The organism is Bradyrhizobium sp. HKCCYLS3070, assembly GCF_051167575.1.
Taxonomy (GTDB): domain Bacteria; phylum Pseudomonadota; class Alphaproteobacteria; order Rhizobiales; family Xanthobacteraceae; genus Bradyrhizobium.
In genome coordinates this window covers 1,361,905-1,379,565 of record NZ_JBNPTI010000001.1, presented here as the reverse complement: position 1 = coordinate 1,379,565, position 17,661 = coordinate 1,361,905, and the positions used below count along the sequence as shown (strand labels likewise).

General features: G+C 65.7%; 15 protein-coding genes. 10 read left to right on the top strand and 5 right to left on the bottom strand.

Annotated features, from left to right (window positions below):
* The first annotated feature begins 10 nt into the window (after positions 1-10).
* A complete protein-coding gene (locus ACQR03_RS06345) occupies positions 11-484 on the top strand; it encodes a type II toxin-antitoxin system RatA family toxin (RefSeq protein WP_315751114.1) in 474 nt (157 codons plus the stop codon).
* A 374-nt stretch (positions 485-858) separates the two neighbouring features.
* On the opposite strand, the gene ACQR03_RS06340 is transcribed toward ACQR03_RS06345, so the two are convergent.
* Complete coding sequence (locus ACQR03_RS06340) at positions 859-2,121, bottom strand: methyl-accepting chemotaxis protein (RefSeq protein WP_315711879.1); 1,263 nt, start codon at positions 2,119-2,121, stop codon at positions 859-861.
* Positions 2,122-2,977: 856 nt separating this feature from the next.
* On the opposite strand from ACQR03_RS06340, the gene ACQR03_RS06335 reads away from it, so the two are divergent.
* Together ACQR03_RS06335 and ACQR03_RS06330 are read left to right on the top strand one after the other, a co-directional pair.
* Positions 2,978-3,535, top strand: coding sequence for an HD domain-containing protein (locus ACQR03_RS06335; protein WP_434841056.1), 558 nt, complete (start codon positions 2,978-2,980; stop codon positions 3,533-3,535).
* Between the two features lie 249 nt (positions 3,536-3,784).
* Complete coding sequence (locus ACQR03_RS06330; RefSeq protein ID WP_434841055.1) at positions 3,785-4,132, top strand: DUF1127 domain-containing protein; 348 nt, start codon at positions 3,785-3,787, stop codon at positions 4,130-4,132.
* A gap of 36 nt (positions 4,133-4,168) precedes the next feature.
* Here the strand turns inward: ACQR03_RS06330 and ACQR03_RS06325 are convergent, their stop codons facing one another.
* The 4 genes from ACQR03_RS06325 to ACQR03_RS06310 form a co-directional block, all read right to left on the bottom strand.
* Complete coding sequence (locus ACQR03_RS06325) at positions 4,169-4,900, bottom strand: alpha/beta hydrolase family protein (RefSeq protein ID WP_409998640.1); 732 nt, start codon at positions 4,898-4,900, stop codon at positions 4,169-4,171.
* A 480-nt stretch (positions 4,901-5,380) separates the two neighbouring features.
* Positions 5,381-5,713: a hypothetical protein gene (locus ACQR03_RS06320; RefSeq protein WP_434841054.1), complete on the bottom strand. Its 333-nt coding sequence runs from the start codon at positions 5,711-5,713 to the stop codon at positions 5,381-5,383.
* Positions 5,714-6,325 carry a CinA family protein gene (locus ACQR03_RS06315; protein WP_315711887.1) on the bottom strand — a complete coding sequence of 204 codons (612 nt, stop codon included), beginning with the start codon at positions 6,323-6,325 and terminating at the stop codon, positions 5,714-5,716.
* A gap of 66 nt (positions 6,326-6,391) precedes the next feature.
* Complete coding sequence (locus tag ACQR03_RS06310; protein WP_315751119.1) at positions 6,392-7,573, bottom strand: bifunctional 2-C-methyl-D-erythritol 4-phosphate cytidylyltransferase/2-C-methyl-D-erythritol 2,4-cyclodiphosphate synthase; 1,182 nt, start codon at positions 7,571-7,573, stop codon at positions 6,392-6,394.
* 448 nt (positions 7,574-8,021) lie between these two features.
* Between ACQR03_RS06310 and dusB the strand changes: the two genes are divergently transcribed.
* The 7 genes from dusB to hflX all read left to right on the top strand — a co-directional run bounded on the left by dusB (position 8,022) and on the right by hflX (position 17,445).
* Positions 8,022-8,975 (top strand): tRNA dihydrouridine synthase DusB, encoded by a 954-nt coding sequence (dusB, locus tag ACQR03_RS06305; RefSeq protein WP_434841206.1) that lies wholly within the window; start codon positions 8,022-8,024, stop codon positions 8,973-8,975.
* On the top strand, positions 8,972-10,159 hold the full coding sequence (locus ACQR03_RS06300) for a two-component system sensor histidine kinase NtrB (protein WP_315751120.1): 1,188 nt from the start codon (positions 8,972-8,974) through the stop codon (positions 10,157-10,159). The genes dusB and ACQR03_RS06300 overlap by 4 nt, the downstream gene beginning before the upstream one ends.
* Positions 10,160-10,168: 9 nt before the next feature.
* Positions 10,169-11,611 (top strand): nitrogen regulation protein NR(I), encoded by a 1,443-nt coding sequence (gene ntrC / locus ACQR03_RS06295; protein ID WP_315711890.1) that lies wholly within the window; start codon positions 10,169-10,171, stop codon positions 11,609-11,611.
* A gap of 175 nt (positions 11,612-11,786) precedes the next feature.
* Positions 11,787-14,132, top strand: coding sequence for an ATP-binding protein (locus tag ACQR03_RS06290; protein ID WP_434841053.1), 2,346 nt, complete (start codon positions 11,787-11,789; stop codon positions 14,130-14,132).
* 17 nt (positions 14,133-14,149) lie between these two features.
* Positions 14,150-15,520, top strand: coding sequence for a sigma-54-dependent transcriptional regulator (locus ACQR03_RS06285; RefSeq protein WP_434841052.1), 1,371 nt, complete (start codon positions 14,150-14,152; stop codon positions 15,518-15,520).
* Between the two features lie 269 nt (positions 15,521-15,789).
* Entirely contained in the window at positions 15,790-16,038 is a 249-nt protein-coding gene (gene hfq, locus ACQR03_RS06280; protein WP_006613906.1) for an RNA chaperone Hfq, read from the top strand.
* Between the two features lie 27 nt (positions 16,039-16,065).
* Positions 16,066-17,445: a GTPase HflX gene (hflX, locus tag ACQR03_RS06275; RefSeq protein ID WP_315711897.1), complete on the top strand. Its 1,380-nt coding sequence runs from the start codon at positions 16,066-16,068 to the stop codon at positions 17,443-17,445.
* Positions 17,446-17,661 lie beyond the last annotated feature (216 nt).

Sequence of the window (17,661 nt, the reverse complement as noted above, 5' to 3'; positions counted from 1 at the left end):
TCGAGACGAGATGCCGAGATTTTCCAACAAGCGGCGCGTGCCGCACACGGCCGAGCAGATGTTCGACCTCGTCGCCGATGTCGAGCGCTATCCGGAGTTCGTGCCGCTGTGCGAGAAGCTGGTGGTGCGCCAGCGCAGCCAGAAGCCTGACGGCACCGAGGTCGTCGTCGCCGACATGACGGTGTCGTTCAAGCTCGTGAAGGAGACCTTCACCAGCCGGGTGACGCTGGATCGGGCCAAGCGCAACATCCTGGTCGAGTATGTCAGCGGGCCGTTCTCCAGCCTGGAAAACCGCTGGAGCTTCGAGCCGCGCGAGCAGGGCGCCTGCGAGGTAACGTTCTTCATCGCCTATGAGTTCAAGAGCCGCATGCTGGCGATGCTGATGGGCTCGATGTTCGACACCGTCTTCGCGCGCATGTCGGCGGCGTTCGAAAAGCGCGCCGATGCGATCTACGGCCGCAAGCCCGCGGTGTCGTCGACGTAAGTCTTTCTCCATGTCTTCCAGTGGTAGACGATAGAGGGCGCCTCACCCTCCGTCGTCATCCCCGCGAAAGCGGGGATCCATAACCACAGGACTGCTTGTGGCGGCAGGCAGGTAACTCCGAGCTCGTCTAACCACATCTGCTGCGGCGTATGGATCCCGGGTCGGCGCCTCCGCGGCGCGTTGCGCCGCTGCGGCTTGCCCGGGATGACAGCGGAGGGTGAGGCTGGCGGCCTGCCAACTCACAGCAAGTTGCACCCACGAAGCCGTGGCCAGCGCAACTTGGCTTCAAAATCCTATCCACGTCTTCAAACAGCTGCTCCGCGACATCTTCGCGGAGCCGTGCAATCGCGGACACGTCGAGCCGCGACCGAAACCTACGCCGCCTGCACGGCGGTCAAAAAGTCCTTCACCTTGCCGCGCAGCTCGTCGGCGTGCTTGGCGAGCTGGCCGGCTGCGCCCAGCATTTGCCGGGCGGCGCCGCCGGCCGATTCCACCGTCTGGCTGACCGAGCCGATGTTGGTGGCGACCTCGCGGGTGCCGCTGGCGGCCTGGCTGACCGAGCGGGCGATCTCCTGCGTCGCGTGGCCCTGCTGATCGACCGCGGTCGCAATGGTCTTGGCGATCTCGCTGATCTGGCCGATGGTGCCGCCGATGCCCTGGATCGCAGCCACCGTATCGCTGGTGGCGCGCTGCATCGCGCTGATGTGCGCGCTGATCTCGTCGGTCGCCTTGGCGGTCTGGCTCGACAGGCTCTTCACCTCCGAGGCCACGACGGCGAAGCCGCGGCCGGCATCGCCGGCGCGTGCCGCCTCGATGGTCGCGTTCAGCGCCAGCAGGTTGGTCTGGCTCGCGATCGCGTTGATCATGTCGGTGACCGCGCCGATCTTGGCCGCCGCGTCCGCCAGGCTGTTGACGAGGTCGTTGGTGCGCGAGGACGCCTCGACCGCCTCGGCGGCGATGGTCGAGGAGGTCGCGACCTGGCGGTTGATCTCGCTGACCGAGGTCGACAGCTCCTCGGTGGCGCCGGCCACCGACTGCACGTTGGAGGAGGCGGAGTTCGACGCCGACGCCACCAGCGCCACGCGTTGCGCGGCCTGATCCGCGGTCGTCGTCAGCGAGGCCGCCGTGGTCTCGACCTCGCGCGAGGCGCCGGAGATCGCATTGGCGATGGCGCCGACCGAGGTCTCGAAATCCTTGGCGATCCGGTCGAGCGCGCGCTTCTTCTCCTCGCGTGCGGCGACAAGGTCGGAGAGATCGCGGCGGAAGCTCATGACGTAGGTCTGGCCCTCGACCTGGGTCGGCACCAGCGTGATCTGGACCAGCGCCGGGCTGCCGTCGGCGCGCTTGGTGGTCCACTCGAACGTCGCGTGGCCTTCGCGCCTGGCCTTGGCATCCATCTCGCGCACCACGTCGGCGGAGCGCTTGCCATCGGGCTGGAACTCCGGCGCCATGGTCGCCGGCGAACGCGACAGCAGGTCCTGCTTGCTGCGGAAGCCGCCGAATCGGACCGCGGTCTCGTTGCAGGCGATGATCTTGCCGTCGGACATCACCAGGATGGCGTCGCGATGACGTTCGAACAGCTCCGTCATCAGGAGGTTATGCGTGCGATCAGCCGACTTGCCGGAGAAGAAAGCCATGGGGTCCCGAATCCACTGTCAGAGAAGAATGCGCGAGACGTAGCAGGACAAAATTAACCAAAACCTTTAGGCCAGGGCGGCGCGTACGATAATCGTGGGCGATCTGGATGATGGGGGACGGCATCGAGCGGACAGGCAGCCGCATCCTCCGCGGCGCCATCACGCCCGGGCTGTGCATCTCGATCGGCCCTCTCAGATCACGAGGGCGCAGGGAATGCCGGGAGCTCGCCGCCCCCACGGCCCGCCTGCGGAAAAAAATGCAGGCGGCAGGTACCACAGGTGCAGCCGAGACATCCCGGCATTCCCCGCGCGACGGTCTTCACGCTTATACGCAGTCTCCCCGGGGACCGGCTGTTTTGCCCCCGTGACCGGCGGATCATCATCTCCACCGGCGTGACACCAGCTTCGGGGTGTCAGGACGCTGCGACTTCACGTCCGCCAAGAGCCGTTCGTCCGCACGTCCAAGACGCGCTGCGGCCCCTCGGCGGCCATCGCCTTCCCACCTCGCGTGTCGTGACGATCGCGATACGCCCCTCGTGTCGAGGCGGGATGAGGGGAGGGAAACACGAGTTCTGGAAAATAGAAACGAGAATATTTTCGTCGGTAGGACTGGACAGTGAGTCGGACATTGAACGGATTGAGGAAATCAGTGTCTTGGCGCACGCCCTCGCGATGCGCTTTGATCGCAGCAAGACACCGGAAACGGGCTCTCCGCTATTGCGCACGCCAGCTGATTTGCCCGACGGGTCGGCTAGGATGATGCTCGACGTGGTGCCCAATGATTGGAACAATGCCGATAGTGACCAACGACGAACCATCGGTCTGACCCTGCGTCAGCCAGAGAAGAAAGCAAGCAATGTCACTCTCTCATCTCTACGACGAAGCGCTCGTCTATGCGACAAGGCTGCACCGGACCCAATTGAGAAAGGGCAGCAACGTACCCTACATCGCGCATCTGCTGAGCGTCTCCAGCCGCGTGCTGTCGGCGGGCGGCAGCGAGGTGCAGGCTATCGCGGGCCTGTTGCATGACGCCGCCGAGGACCAGGGCGGGCAGGCCACGCTGGATGAGATCCGCCGGCGTTTTGGCGATGGCGTCGCCGGGATCGTCGCGGACTGCACGGATTCCTGGGTCGATCCGAAGCCCGAATGGCGCCCGCGGAAGGAAGCCTATCTCGCCCGGCTGCCCCTCAAGCCGGTGTCATCGCTGCTGGTCTCGCTCGCTGACAAGGTTGACAACGCGGAAGCGATCGCGAGCGACCTTGATGAGGTCGGCGACGTCGTGTGGCAACGCTTCACCGGTGGAAGGGATGGAACGATCTGGTATTACCGCACGCTGAGCCGGATTTTCGATGAGGCTCTGCCTGGACCGTTGGCGCGGCAACTTGCGCGGACCGTCGCTGCTTTTCCGTCCTGAGCAAATTTGGGGGAGGCCGCTCGGCCTCGCATCCATTCGATGGATGACAACCTCAGATGGATCGGCTATAGAGCCGGCCATGATCACCGCCGCCACCCATCGTTTTGGTCGCATCACGCACCGTAGCTCGCTGGCGGCGGGAGGATCGCGCTCAATCTGACGATTTGCAGCATTTGATCCGAACAGCCGCCAGGGACCTGGCGGCTTTTTTTGTTGCCGGCAGGTTCTTCATTTGAAGGGGAGCCCGCCATGCCGAGCACGACCGACGATCCGAGGGTCATCGCTATCGAGGAGCGTATGCTCCGCGGCGCCTCGCGATCGCCGGGGCTCTGCGCGCTCGGTCGTGATCCCTTGTCGCGCCATCCCATCTCGCCCAGGCCGGGCGCCAAGATCTACTACTTGGCGCCACCGGCTCCCCATCAAAGCTGCGCCGACCTCAAGCCCGCGTCATTGTTGCGGCTCTGGTGGGAGCGCTGGCGCGAGCGCCGCCGCTTCGCCCGGGAGTTGCCGCGGATCGCCGACGAGGTGCTGCGGGACTACGGCCTGACACGCGACGAGGCGCGGCGGCTGTGCCGGCGCCCGCCCTGGCGCGCTTGAGAGCGACGCGGCGGAACGCAGGTTCTGCCACGGATCCTACTTGCCCAGCTTCTCGGAGAAGAACCTGACGACCTGGGCGTCAAACTCTCGGTGAAACGCCGCGCGGTCGAAATCCGCAGGCGTATCAGCACAGATGCGCGGGACGGCGGCCGCGAGCTCCGCGGAGCACGGCGCGAGGAAAGCAAAATGCGCGGCGGGCACGGTGTGGACCTCGGGCGTGCCGGGAAGGCTCGCGGTTACGCGGGCGGTCCCTTCCGGATCGACCCCGTTGCCGCCGAGCTCCGAGCGCCAGACCTGGAGGGGAATCTTGATGCTCGCGAGATTTGCTCGCGTGAATCCGACCGTGTGGGCGGCGTCGGCCAGCACGGCCGCCTTGATCCTCTCGTCGTGCGGCCAGCTTCTGGGAAACTCGCCATTGCGGACCTGCTCGCAGAACGGGTTCTGTTGCGTGCAGTAGTGCGCCACCCTTTGAAAGTCCGGGTCGACGCCGGCGAGAACGGTTCCGGTGTAGCCACCGCGCGAAAAGCCGAAGAAGCCGATCCGGTCCGGATCAATCGCGGCTCTGCTTGTCCAATCGTTCAACATGAAATCGATCAGATGCATGATGTCCTGCGGCCGTGAGAGCCAGACCGACAGGCTGTCGCGCTGCGCCAGGTCACCGACACTGTCGCCGGGATGGTTGATCGCCGCGACGATGAATCCCGCGTCCGCCAGCGCTTCCGCAACATCGTGGTTTCCACCGATCCAGCCGCCGCGACCGTGGGACATGACGACCAATGGCAGCTTCGTGCCATTGATTGGACAATTCTTTACCCCGGGCAGTGTCTCCAGCCCTGGGATCGCGAGGCTTCCAACCGGCACGCTACCGGCGTCTGCGGCGCAAGGCGTCCAGATGATGCCGTGGAATCCGTGATCGACCTCCAAGAGCTGCAAGCCAGCGGCTTGGGCGGAGGAGGTCAGGAGTAGGAGGACGAACGAGAGGGCAGCGAATGTGCGGTCTAGCAATATGATCTCCTCCTGACATGTAGCTCGGCGCGCTCTCGCGAGGGTTGCGTCGATCAAGTTCGCGGTGCGCGATGGTCTAGCGAGCTTGTCATGCTGTCAGGAGCGCTTCGCGTCCGTCGTCGCGATGTCCTTGACGGTTCAACGCCAGCCCAAGCTTGATTCATGACAACATTGTTAAATCACGCTTTCGAGATCGTGCGGCAACTCTCCGTTTATCATCATTGCGAGGCGCACTTTCGATGCTCAATTGATCGTGCCTTCAGCGTAACCGATCAGGAGGAATTCAAAATCGGCACATTGCAGAGATAGCAACTGCGATTCGTCATCGACCACCTCGAAGCGTATTCTCTCCCGGTGCCAATGACCGATGTCCCTGACGTCCAGACGGAAACCGTCCATGCGGTCCAGGTGTCCGATCCTGACCTCGACCGCGCCGATGATGCGCAATTCCAGCCGCGGTTCGGTTCGCGATCGATCCGTCAGGAGCACCAGCTCGACGATGCAGGTCGGTAGAACTGGATCGCGTCGCTGCGCTCGCGATGACGATGCGGCGAGAGCCGCGCGCGTCACTTCCAACTACGTCCGGGGCCGCCTCGGCCGCTTGACCGGATGCAGCCGCGGCGTGCGGGCCACGCGCGGACGTAGTCGCGTCGCTGCCGCGCGTTTCGGCTTGGCAGCGACCTGTGGCCGCGCCAGCTCCATCAGCAGGCGCAGGGCTTCCAGCACCGAGCGGGTGCGCACGGTGCTGCGGCCGATGGCGCCGAAGCGGTGTTCGCGGTGGGTGATGCGGCCGTCGCGGGCGGCGACGGCGAAATGGACCAGACCGACCGGCTTGCCGGGGGTGGCGCCGCCGGGGCCGGCGATGCCGGTGATGGCGACGGCGAGGTCGACGTCGGCGCGCTCCAGGGCGCCGACGGCCATCTGGATCGCGGTCTCCTTGGAGACGGCGCCGAAGGTCTGCAGCGTCGAAGCCTCGACGCCGAGCATCGCGCGCTTGGCCTCGTTGGAATAGGTGACGAAGCCACGGTCGATGACGTCGGAGGAGCCGGGGATGTCGGTCAGGGCCGCGGCGACCAAGCCGCCGGTGCAGGACTCGGCCGTCGCGATCATCAGCTTGCGCGACCGGCAGAGGTCGAGCAGCGAGCGGGCCAGCGCGCTGGTAGAGCCGATTTGACGTTCGCTGGCCATGGCTGCGTTGTCCTCATCCGACCGTCAGATCGAAAGCTCCATGAGCGGTGACAGGGTGGTGCGCCTCTAGGCGCTCCACGGAAGACGGATCGTTGCGCTCGCCGTCGCTGCGATGCCTTCCTCGCGGCCGGTGAAGCCGAGCCGCTCGCTGGTGGTGGCCTTGACCGCGATGCGCGAGATGTCGACGCCGGTGATCTCGGCGATGCGGGCGCGCATCTGGTCGCGCAGCGGGCCGATCTTCGGGCGCTCGCAGATCATCGTGACCTCGAGATTGGCGACGCGGCCGCCGCGCGCGGTCACGCGCTCGATGGCGTATTTCAAGAACTGGTCGGATGCGGCGCCTTTCCACTTCATGTCGGAGGGCGGGAAGTGCGAGCCGATGTCGCCATCGGCCAGGGCGCCCAAAATTGCATCAACCAGAGCGTGCAGACCGACGTCACCGTCGGAGTGGGCAAGGAACCCCTTGCTATGCGGCACACGCAGGCCGCACAGCCAGACATGGTCGCCTTCGCCGAAGGCGTGGACGTCGTAGCCGGTGCCGGTCCGGATGTCGCCGAGCTGCGCGGCAAGGCGCGCTTCCTCGCGCACGAAATCTTCCGGTGTGGTGAGCTTCATGTTGGCAACATCGCCCTCAAAGGTCGCGACGGTCAATCCCGCCCATTCGGCGATCGCCGCATCATCTGTGAACTCGGTGAGGCCGTCGCGCGCGGCGCGGCGGTGTGCCTCCAGGATCGTGTCGAACTTGAAGGTCTGCGGCGTCTGGGCGATGCGCAGCTTCGCGCGCTCCGGTGTCGCGGTGATGTCGCCGCCCGTGCCGACTTCCTTGATGGTGTCGGTGACCGGCACCACGGGAATCGCCGCGCCGGTCTTGCCGGCCGCGCGAATCGCGCGCGAGATCACGGCGGGCGTGACGAACGGACGCGCGGCATCGTGGATCAGCACGATGTCGGGCTTGTGCGGCGCCAGCGCTTCCAGGCCCGCGAGCACCGAGGCCTGTCGCGTCGCACCGCCATGCGCTGGGGCCTCGTGGCGCAGGCCGAAGACGGCTGCGTTGAAGATGTCGATGTCGTCGGGGTTCACCACCGGCTGGACCACCGCCACCTCGGGGTGATCGGCGAAGGCGGCGAGCGCGCGATGGATGACCGTGCGGCCGCCGATCACGCGATATTGCTTCGGACCGCCGGCGCCGGCGCGCAGGCCACGTCCGGCCGCGACGAGAATGGCTGCAGTCCGCTGAGAAGTCGTCATGGGAACAGGGTATCGATGCTGATGAGGATGATGGGGTTCGCGGCTTCTTACATCTGCAGAAGATGTTAAGCGAGCAGGATCACACGTCGCATGAACGGCACCTGCGATCGCGACACAAGCGCCGGGATCCGCTGGCGCGTTGGGGGGCGATCGCACCTGCCGCCTGCGAGCACCTTGCTGAGCCATGCAAAAATCCGGCGGCTCGCGGGTTTACCATGACTGCCGAACAAGCATATTTTGCTGCACTGCACTTGAAATGCCGATCGTCTTGGCTAAAGTGTAGGCATGGCGCTTGACTGCACAAGATTTGTGCTTGAGAGTGCAGCGCAGACGCGATGATGCGTCCAAAGAGCTTTAAGAGTCGTTCGTGACCGGTCCGGCCAAACCACAAGCCAAAGCCTTGAAGATAGGCGACGTTTCGCTCGCCAACCGGGCCATTCTCGCGCCGATGTCGGGGATCACCGACGCGCCGTTCCGCCGACTCGCGGCCGAGCTCGGCGCTGGGCTGGTGGTGTCCGAGATGACTGCGAGCGACGATCTCGTGCGCGGGCGGTGGATATCCCGGTTGCGCTGCGAGGCGAGCGGCGTGGGGCCGCATGTGGTGCAGCTCGCCGGCTGCGAGGCGCATTGGATGGCCGAGGGCGCGAAGGTCGCCGAGGGTGGCGGCGCCGAGATCATCGACATCAACATGGGCTGCCCGGCGCGGCACGTGACCGGCGGCCAGTCCGGCTCGGCCTTGATGCGCGATCTCGATCATGCGCTGACCCTGATCGAGGCGACGGTCGAGGCCGTCGATGTGCCCGTGACCCTGAAGATGCGGCTCGGCTGGGACGAGCGCAGCCTGAATGCGCCGGAGCTGGCGCGCCGCGCGCAGGCCGCGGGCGTGCAGTTGATCACCGTGCACGGCCGTACGCGGCAGCAGTTCTACAAGGGCGAAGCCGACTGGAGCGCGGTGCGCGCCGTGAAGGACGCCGTCGATCTGCCGGTCGTCGTCAACGGCGACATCACCAGCTATGAGGAAGCGCGCGAGGCGCTCGACGCCTCCGGCGCCGATGCCGTGATGATCGGGCGCGGCGCGCAAGGCCAGCCCTGGCTGCCCGGCCAGATCGGCCGCCGACTCGAGGGCGGTGCGGAAGAGGGCGCGCCGGAGCTGGCGCAGCAGCTCAGTCTTCTCACCGCGCTCTATGACGAGATCTGCCGTCACTATGGCGCGCGTGTCGGCCTGCGCCACGCCCGCAAGCATCTCAGTTGGGGGCTCGACGTCGCCGCCCAGCACGCGCAAGCGCCGGCCGAAAAACTGAAGGCCTGGCGCGACCGTATCCTGACGTCCGAGCAGCCGTCCTTGGTGCATCGGGCGCTGCGTGAGGCCTTCGACGATTTTGCCTGGAGTGCAGCCGCATGAGCTCAGCCGCAGAACAGCGCAAGCGACTTCCATCGGATGGCGACGCCATCCTCAACGCCCTGCCGAATCCGGTCCTCGTCATCGGCCCGGACGGTATGATCATGGACGCCAACATGGCGGCGGAATCGTTCTTCGATTCCTCCACCCAGTTTCTGCAGCGGCAGTCGCTGAAGAAGCTGGTGCCGTTCGGCTCTCCGCTGCTGGCGCTGATCGATCAGGTCCGCACCACCAGCGCGCCGGTCAACGAGTACAAGGTCGATCTGGGCACGCCGCGCACCGGCGCCGATCGGCTCGTCGACCTGCACGTCGCGCCGCTGCCGGAGCGGCCCGGCCATATCGTGGTCATGCTGCAGGAGCGCACCATCGCCGACAAGATGGACCGCCAGCTCACCCATCGCAGCGCCGCGCGCTCGGTGATCGCACTGGCCGCGATGCTCGCGCACGAGATCAAGAACCCGCTGTCGGGCATCCGCGGCGCCGCGCAGCTCCTCGAGCAGCAGGCCTCCTCCGAGGATCGCATGCTGACCCGGCTGATCTGCGACGAGGCCGACCGCATCGTCACTTTGGTCGACCGCATGGAGGTGTTCGGCGACGACCGCCCGGTGGCGCGCGGGCCCGTGAACATCCATTCCGTGCTCGATCACGTGAAGCGGCTGGCGCAGTCCGGCTTTGCCCGCAACATCCGCTTCGTCGAGGACTACGATCCGTCGTTGCCGCCGGTGCTCGCCAACCAGGATCAACTGATCCAGGTGTTCCTGAACCTGGTCAAGAATGCCGCGGAAGCGGTCGTCGATCTCGGCTCGGATGCGGAAATCCAGCTCACCACGGCGTTCCGCCCGGGCGTGCGCCTGTCGGTGCCCGGCAAGAAATCGCGGGTGTCGCTGCCGCTGGAGTTCTGCGTCAGGGACAACGGCCCCGGCGTGCCGGAAGACCTGATGCCCAATCTGTTCGATCCGTTCGTGACCACCAAGCCGACCGGAAGCGGCCTCGGACTTGCATTGGTCGCGAAGATCGTCGGCGACCATGGCGGGATCATCGAGTGCGAGTCGCAGCCGCGCAAGACGACCTTCCGGGTGCTGATGCCGATGTACAGCGCAACCAAACAACCAGACCAAAGCCCAAATCACAGCCATGGCGATGACGTTTCGGGGACGCCGTTGCATGCCTCACAGGGATCAAATTGAGGACCACCTATGCCTGCAGGTAGCATTCTCGTTGCCGACGACGATACGGCCATCCGCACGGTCCTGAACCAGGCGCTGTCACGCGCCGGCTATGAGGTGCGGCTGACCGGCAATGCCGCGACGCTGTGGCGCTGGGTGAGCCAGGGCGAGGGCGATCTCGTCATCACCGACGTGGTGATGCCGGACGAGAACGCGTTCGACCTGCTGCCGCGGATCAAGAAGATGCGGCCGAACCTGCCGGTCATCGTCATGAGCGCGCAGAACACCTTCATGACCGCCATCAAGGCGTCGGAGCGCGGCGCCTATGAGTATCTGCCGAAGCCGTTCGACCTGAAGGAGCTGATCGCGATCGTCGGCCGTGCCTTGGCCGAGCCGAAGGAGCGCGCGGCGAGCCAGCCCGACGACGGCGAGTTCGAATCGATTCCGCTGGTCGGCCGCTCGCCGGCGATGCAGGACATCTACCGCGTGCTGGCGCGGCTGATGCAGACCGATCTCACGGTGATGATCTCGGGCGAGAGCGGCACCGGCAAGGAGCTGGTGGCGCGCGCGCTGCACGATTACGGCAAGCGCCGCAACGGCCCGTTCGTTGCGGTCAACATGGCGGCGATCCCGCGCGACCTGATCGAGTCGGAACTGTTCGGGCACGAGCGCGGCGCCTTCACCGGTGCCAACACCCGCGCCTCCGGCCGCTTCGAGCAGGCCGAGGGCGGCACCTTATTCCTGGACGAGATCGGCGACATGCCGATGGAGGCGCAGACGCGGCTTTTGCGCGTGCTGCAGCAGGGCGAGTACACCACCGTCGGCGGCCGCACCCCGATCAAGACCGACGTGCGCATCGTCGCCGCCTCCAACAAGGACCTGCGCATCCTGATCCAGCAGGGGCTTTTCCGGGAAGATCTGTTCTTCCGCCTCAACGTCGTGCCCCTGCGGCTGCCGCCGCTGCGCGAACGCATCGAGGACCTGCCGGATCTCGTCCGCCACTTCTTCGCGCTGGCCGAGAAGGACGGGCTGCCGCCGAAGAAGCTCGATGCCGCGGCGCTGGAGCGGCTCAAGCAGCACCGCTGGCCGGGCAATGTCCGCGAGCTGGAGAATCTCGCCCGGCGTTTGGCCGCGCTGTATCCGCAGGACGTCATCACGGCGTCAGTCATCGATGGCGAGCTGGCGCCGCCGGCGGTGACCACCGGCTCGAACACGCCGACCTCGATCGACAATCTGGGCGGTGCCGTGGAGGCCTATCTGTCCTCGCACTTCCAGGGATTTCCCAACGGCGTGCCGCCGCCGGGGCTGTACCACCGCATCCTCAAGGAGATCGAGATTCCGCTGCTGACGGCAGCGCTGGCGGCGACGCGCGGCAACCAGATCCGCGCCGCCGATCTCCTCGGCCTCAATCGCAACACGCTGCGCAAGAAGATCCGCGACCTCGACATTCAAGTGTACCGCAGCGGCGCTTGATGGTGATATGATACCTCTACGGCGGGCTTGGACCCGCCTCAGGTGAGAATTAATGTAGACAAATCCGCGACGCGCTCCGGCGCCGCGGATTTGTCGCAATTTGGCAACAGCGTGGTAGGAATGCATCAGTCCGATTCCCGGACGTGCCGCGTTCAGCATCACCCACCTTGCCGGAATGACCAGCGCAGAGACATCGGCCACCCCCTTCGATGCGTCGTCCACCGAGGGCCGGCGCTGGACTTGGCGTACCTGGCTGGCGCCGGTGGCCGTGGCGCTCGCGCTGCTGTCGGCCTTCCTCACCTTCATCGTGCTGGTCGGGCTGACCCCGGTCGAGCCCACGACCGACGTGGTCAAGACCTTCTACCTGATCGACGCCGGAACGATCCTGGTCCTGGTCGGGATCATCATCCGCGAGGTCTGGCAGGTGGTGCAGGCCCGCCGGCGCGGCCGGGCGGCGGCGCGGCTGCACGTGCAGATCGTCAGCCTGTTCTCGGTGATCGCGGTCCTGCCGGCGGTGCTGGTCGCTGTGGCGGCCAACGTCACCATCGATCGCGGCCTCGACCGGCTGTTCTCCGGACCAGCGAAAGTCGCGATCCAGAACTCGCTGACCATCGCGCGCGCCTACATGCAGGAGCACGCGCAGTTCATCCGCGGCGACATCATCGGCATGGCGACCGACATCGCACGCGCCAGGCCGCTGTTCGACCAGGACCGCGCCAGCTTCCGCGAGCTGCTGACTGCCAGCGCCGCCTCGCGCAACCTGCCGGGCGCGATGATCATCGACAAGAACACCAACCCGATCGTCTGGGCCGAGACCGGCGGGGTGCAACTGGCCTATTCGCCGCCGGCGCCGGAGTTCCTCAACAATGTCCGGGAGGAGGAGCCCGAGATCGCGGTCCTGCCGGAGTCGAACTACGTCGCCGCGGTGATCCGGCTGCGCGCGTTCAACGACACCTTCCTCTACGTCGCGCGTCCGCTCGATCCGCAGGTCGTCGAGCAGCTCAAGCAGACCGAGCTGTCGGTCGCCGAATACGCCCAGGTCGAGGCGCGGCGCTTCGGCATCCAGATCGCCTTCGCGCTGATGTTCGCGGTGATCGCGCTGACCATCCTGATGGCCTCGGTGCTGATCGGGCTGAACTTCGCCAACTGGCTGGTGGCGCCGATCCGGCAATTGATGAATGCCGCCAACACCGTGTCGACCGGCGATCTCAACGTCCAGGTCCCGGTGCATCGCTCGGAGGGCGATCTCGCCCAGCTCGGCCAGACCTTCAACAAGATGACCCAGGAGCTGCGCACCCAGCGCGACGAGCTGGTCAGCGCCAGCGAATTGATCGACAGCCGGCGCCGCTTCATCGAGGCGGTGCTGTCGTCGGCCTCCGCCGGCATCATCGGCGTCGATGCCTCCGGCAGCGTCGGCATCCTCAACCGCTCGGCCGAGAAGCTGATCGGACATGCCGAGCAGGAGGTGCTCGATCATCCGCTCTCCGACGTGCTGCCCGAGCTCGACGACATGATGAAGACCGCGCGCGAGGGCAAGCAGCGGCTGGTGCAGGGCCAGATCACGATCCAGCGCGACGGCCACGAGCGCAATCTGTCGGTGCGCGTCACCGCCGAGCAGACGAACCAGGCGCGCGACAGCTACATCATCACGCTCGACGACATCACCGAGCTGGTGTCGGCGCAGCGCACCTCGGCCTGGGGCGACGTCGCGCGGCGCATCGCGCATGAGATCAAGAATCCGCTGACGCCAATTCAACTGTCCGCAGAGCGAATTCGCCGCAAATTCGGCAAGGTCATCACCGAGGACAAGGCGATATTTGAGCAATGTACCGAGACGATCGTGCGGCAGGTCGACGACATCAGGCGAATGGTCGACGAGTTCTCGCGGTTCGCGCGGATGCCGAAGCCGGTGATGGAGGGCGAGGACGTCGCCGACACCGTGCGGCAGGCCGTGTTCCTGATGAAGGTCGCGCATCCCGAGATCGACATCGAGACCGAGATCAAGCAGGACCCCTTGCGCGCGCAGTTCGATCGCCGCCTGATCTCGCAGGCGCTGACCAACATCATCAAGAACGCCACCGAGGCGATCGAGGTGGTGCCCGAGGCGGAGCTCGGCAAGGGCCGTATCGACGTGGTCGCCTCGCGCGAGGGTGAGGACGTGCTGATCGACGTCATCGACAACGGCATCGGCCTGCCGAAGGTGGCGCGGCAGCGGCTGCTCGAGCCCTATGTCACGACGCGCGCCAAGGGCACCGGCCTCGGGCTCGCGATCGTCGGCCGCGTGCTGGAAGACCATGGCGGCAAGCTCGAGCTGAAGGACGCGTCCGATTTCCGCGCCGGCCAGCGCGGCGCCTGGATGCGGCTGCGCTTTGCCGTCTCCGGCCAGGCCGCGAAGACGGGCGCGAAGGAGCAGGCGGCGGCGTCTGACAATGCGCCGAAGACCGAGGCCGGCGGCGAAACCGCTGACACGGTTCAAACGACCAATGATGAACCAAAAATCCAAGCCGCAACCGGCAGCTGACGAGACAGGCGTGACCCATGGCGAGTGATATTCTGATTGTCGACGATGAAGCCGATATCCGGGAGCTGGTCGCCGGCATCCTGGATGACGAAGGCTTCACGACGCGAACCGCGCGCGACAGCGATTCGGCGCTCGCGGAGATCACGAGCCGCCGTCCCAACCTGGTGTTCCTGGACATCTGGCTGCAGGGCTCCAAGCTCGACGGTCTGCAGCTCCTCGAGCAGATCAAGAAGGACCATCCCGACCTTCCGGTCGTGATGATCTCCGGCCACGGCAACATCGAAACGGCGGTCGCCGCGATCAAGCGCGGCGCCTATGACTTCATCGAGAAGCCGTTCAAGTCCGACCGGCTGATTCTGGTGGCGACGCGTGCGCTGGAGAATTCCCGGCTCAAGCGCGAGGTGCGCGAGCTCAAGCAGCTGGCGCCGACCGCGAGCAGCATGACCGGCCGCTCGCCATCGATGAACCAGTTGCGCCAGACCATCGAGCGCGCCGCCAAGGCCAACAGCCGCATCCTGATCGTCGGCCCTCCCGGCTCGGGCAAGGAGCTCGCCGCGCGTTCGCTGCACGCTCAGTCGCCGCGCTCCGAGGGCCCGTTCGTCGTCATCAACGCCGCCGCGATCACGCCGGAGCGGATGGAGGAGGAGCTGTTCGGCATCGAGCAGTCCAATGGCGAGCAGGCGCGCAAGACCGGCGCGCTCGAAGAGGCCCACGGCGGCACGCTGTTCGTCGACGAGATCGCCGACATGCCGCGCGAGACGCAGAACAAGATCCTGCGCGTGCTGGTTGATCAGACGTTCCAGCGCGCCGGCGGCACCACCAAGGTGCACGTCGACGTGCGCATCATCTCCTCGACCGCACGGAATCTCGAGGAGGAGATTGCCACCGGCCGTTTCCGCGAGGATCTCTATCACCGTCTGTCGGTGGTGCCGATCAGGGTTCCGCCCCTATCGGAGCGCCGCGAGGACATTCCGGAGCTGATCGACTATTTCATGGAGCAGATTTCGGCCACGACCGGCCTGCCGAAGCGGCAGATCGGCCAGGACGCCATGGCCGTGCTGCAGTCGCATGTGTGGCCCGGCAACGTCCGTCAGCTTCGCAACAACGTCGAGCGGGTCATGATTCTGGCCGCCGGCGGACCGGAGGTGATCATCACCGCCGACATGCTGCCGCCGGATGTGGGATCGATGGTGCCGGCGATGCCGACCAGCAACAATGGCGAGCACATCATGGGACTGCCGTTGCGCGAGGCACGCGAGGTGTTCGAGCGCGACTATCTCATCGCCCAGATCAGCCGCTTCTCCGGCAACATCTCGCGCACGGCCGAGTTCGTGGGCATGGAGCGGTCCGCCCTGCATCGCAAGCTGAAGGCGCTCGGCGTCGGCTGAGGCTCCAGCTCGGCCAAACTTGCCGACTGGACGAATTTACATTGGAAAATTCGTCCATTTCCGGAATTTTACGGATGAATCCGGTTCTTTTGGAACCGGCCTCCTTGCAAGCGGCTTGCCTAATATGCTCGCCTGTCTTCTAATCCGGCATCCCATGGTCCCTCGAGGGGGATCTCAATGGACCATGGGTCACCTCGATGAATCCGGGGCCTGCGATCGGGTCATCGAAGGTTCAATAAGAAAAAGCACAAGACTGCGAGATAACAACAATGGCGGCCGACCGCGCACAAAACCTACAAGACACCTTTCTCAACCATGTCCGCAAGACCAAGACGCCGCTCACGATCTTCCTGGTCAATGGCGTGAAACTGCAGGGGATTGTCACATGGTTCGACAATTTCTGCCTGCTGCTCCGGCGCGACGGTCACTCGCAGCTCGTCTACAAGCATGCGATCTCCACCATCATGCCGGGCGCGCCGATCCAGTTGTTCGAGGGCGGCGAGGACGCGTCTGCGTGAGTGTGACCTGACGTGAGAGTGACCTGATTGGAACCCCGCGATCGCGAAGGGACCATCGGCCTGTCGAGGCCGGATGACAACAAGGGGACCGGGCTCGTCATCGTGGTCGGCCCCTACTTGCGAGCGCGCCGCGGCGACGATGGCGCGCAAGCAGGCCAATCCGACATGCGTGATTTCGAGGCACGGATCGACGAGGCGGCGGGCCTCGCGCGGGCCATCGACCTGACGGTGGCCGAGGCCATTCTCGCGCCGATCGGGCAAATCCGCCCTGCGACCTATCTCGGCAAGGGCAAGGTCGAAGAGATTGCCGGCGTGATCGCCGGCCATGGCGTCGAGCTGGTGGTGATGGATTGCGCGCTCTCGCCGATCCAGCAGCGAAACCTCGAGAAGGCCTGGAACACCAAGGTGCTCGACCGCACCGGCTTGATCCTGGAGATCTTCGGCCGCCGCGCCAAGACGAAGGAGGGCGCGCTGCAGGTGGAGCTCGCGCATCTCAACTATCAGCGCAGCCGTCTGGTGCGGTCCTGGACCCATCTCGAACGCCAGCGCGGCGGCTTCGGCTTCATGGGCGGTCCCGGCGAGACCCAGATCGAGGCCGACCGCCGCCTGATCGGCGACCGCATCACGCGGCTCGAGAACGAGCTGAAGAAGGTCCAGGCGACGCGGCGGCTGCATCGCGCCGGACGCCAGCGCGTGCCGTATCGCGTCGTGGCGCTGGTCGGCTACACCAATGCCGGCAAGTCGACGCTGTTCAATCGCCTGACGCGCGCCGACGTCCAGGCCGCCGACATGCTGTTCGCGACGCTTGATCCGACCTTGCGCGCGATCACGCTGCCGCATGGCGGCAAGGCGATGCTGTCGGACACCGTGGGCTTCATCTCCAACCTGCCGACGCAGCTCGTCGCCGCCTTCCGCGCCACGCTCGAGGAGGTGCTGGAGGCCGACGTGATCCTGCACGTCCGCGACATGTCGCACGAGGATGCCGAGGCGCAGCAGCACGATGTCGAGCTGGTGCTCAGCCAGCTCGGCATCGATCCCGAGGCCACCGACACCATCATCGAGGTCTGGAACAAGATCGACCGTCTCGACCAGGCAGCGCGCGAGAACCTCGCCAACATCGCCGGGCGTCGGCCGCCGGAGCGGCCATGCCTGCTGGTCTCGGCCCAGACCGGGGACGGCGTCGACGCGCTCCTGCAGACGATCGAGGACCGTCTCGCGGCGGCGCGGACCACGCTCGATCTCACCATCGACGCGGCCGACGGCGCCGGCATCTCCTGGCTGCATCGCAACGCCGAGGTGCTGGCCAAGGAGCTGAACGAAGGCCGCTACGACATGACCGTGCGCGTCGACGCCACCAAGCGCGACATCGTGGTCGAGCGCTATCACGGCGTGCCGCGGGTGGCGTGAAACAGTAAAGGTACCCGACCACTATCGATTGCCCCGCGATCGAGCGGCAATCATCCAAATCAGCTGATTTGAGCGCTTATTCTCTATATTCTTTGAGCGTCTCCGGCGGTCGCCTAGTAAGCCACATCAGCATCATCGCGCAGCAGAATCAAACGGATGCAGCCGATTGAACGGCTCTCACAGCCATCTCCGCTCATAGACGCAGATGACTTTACA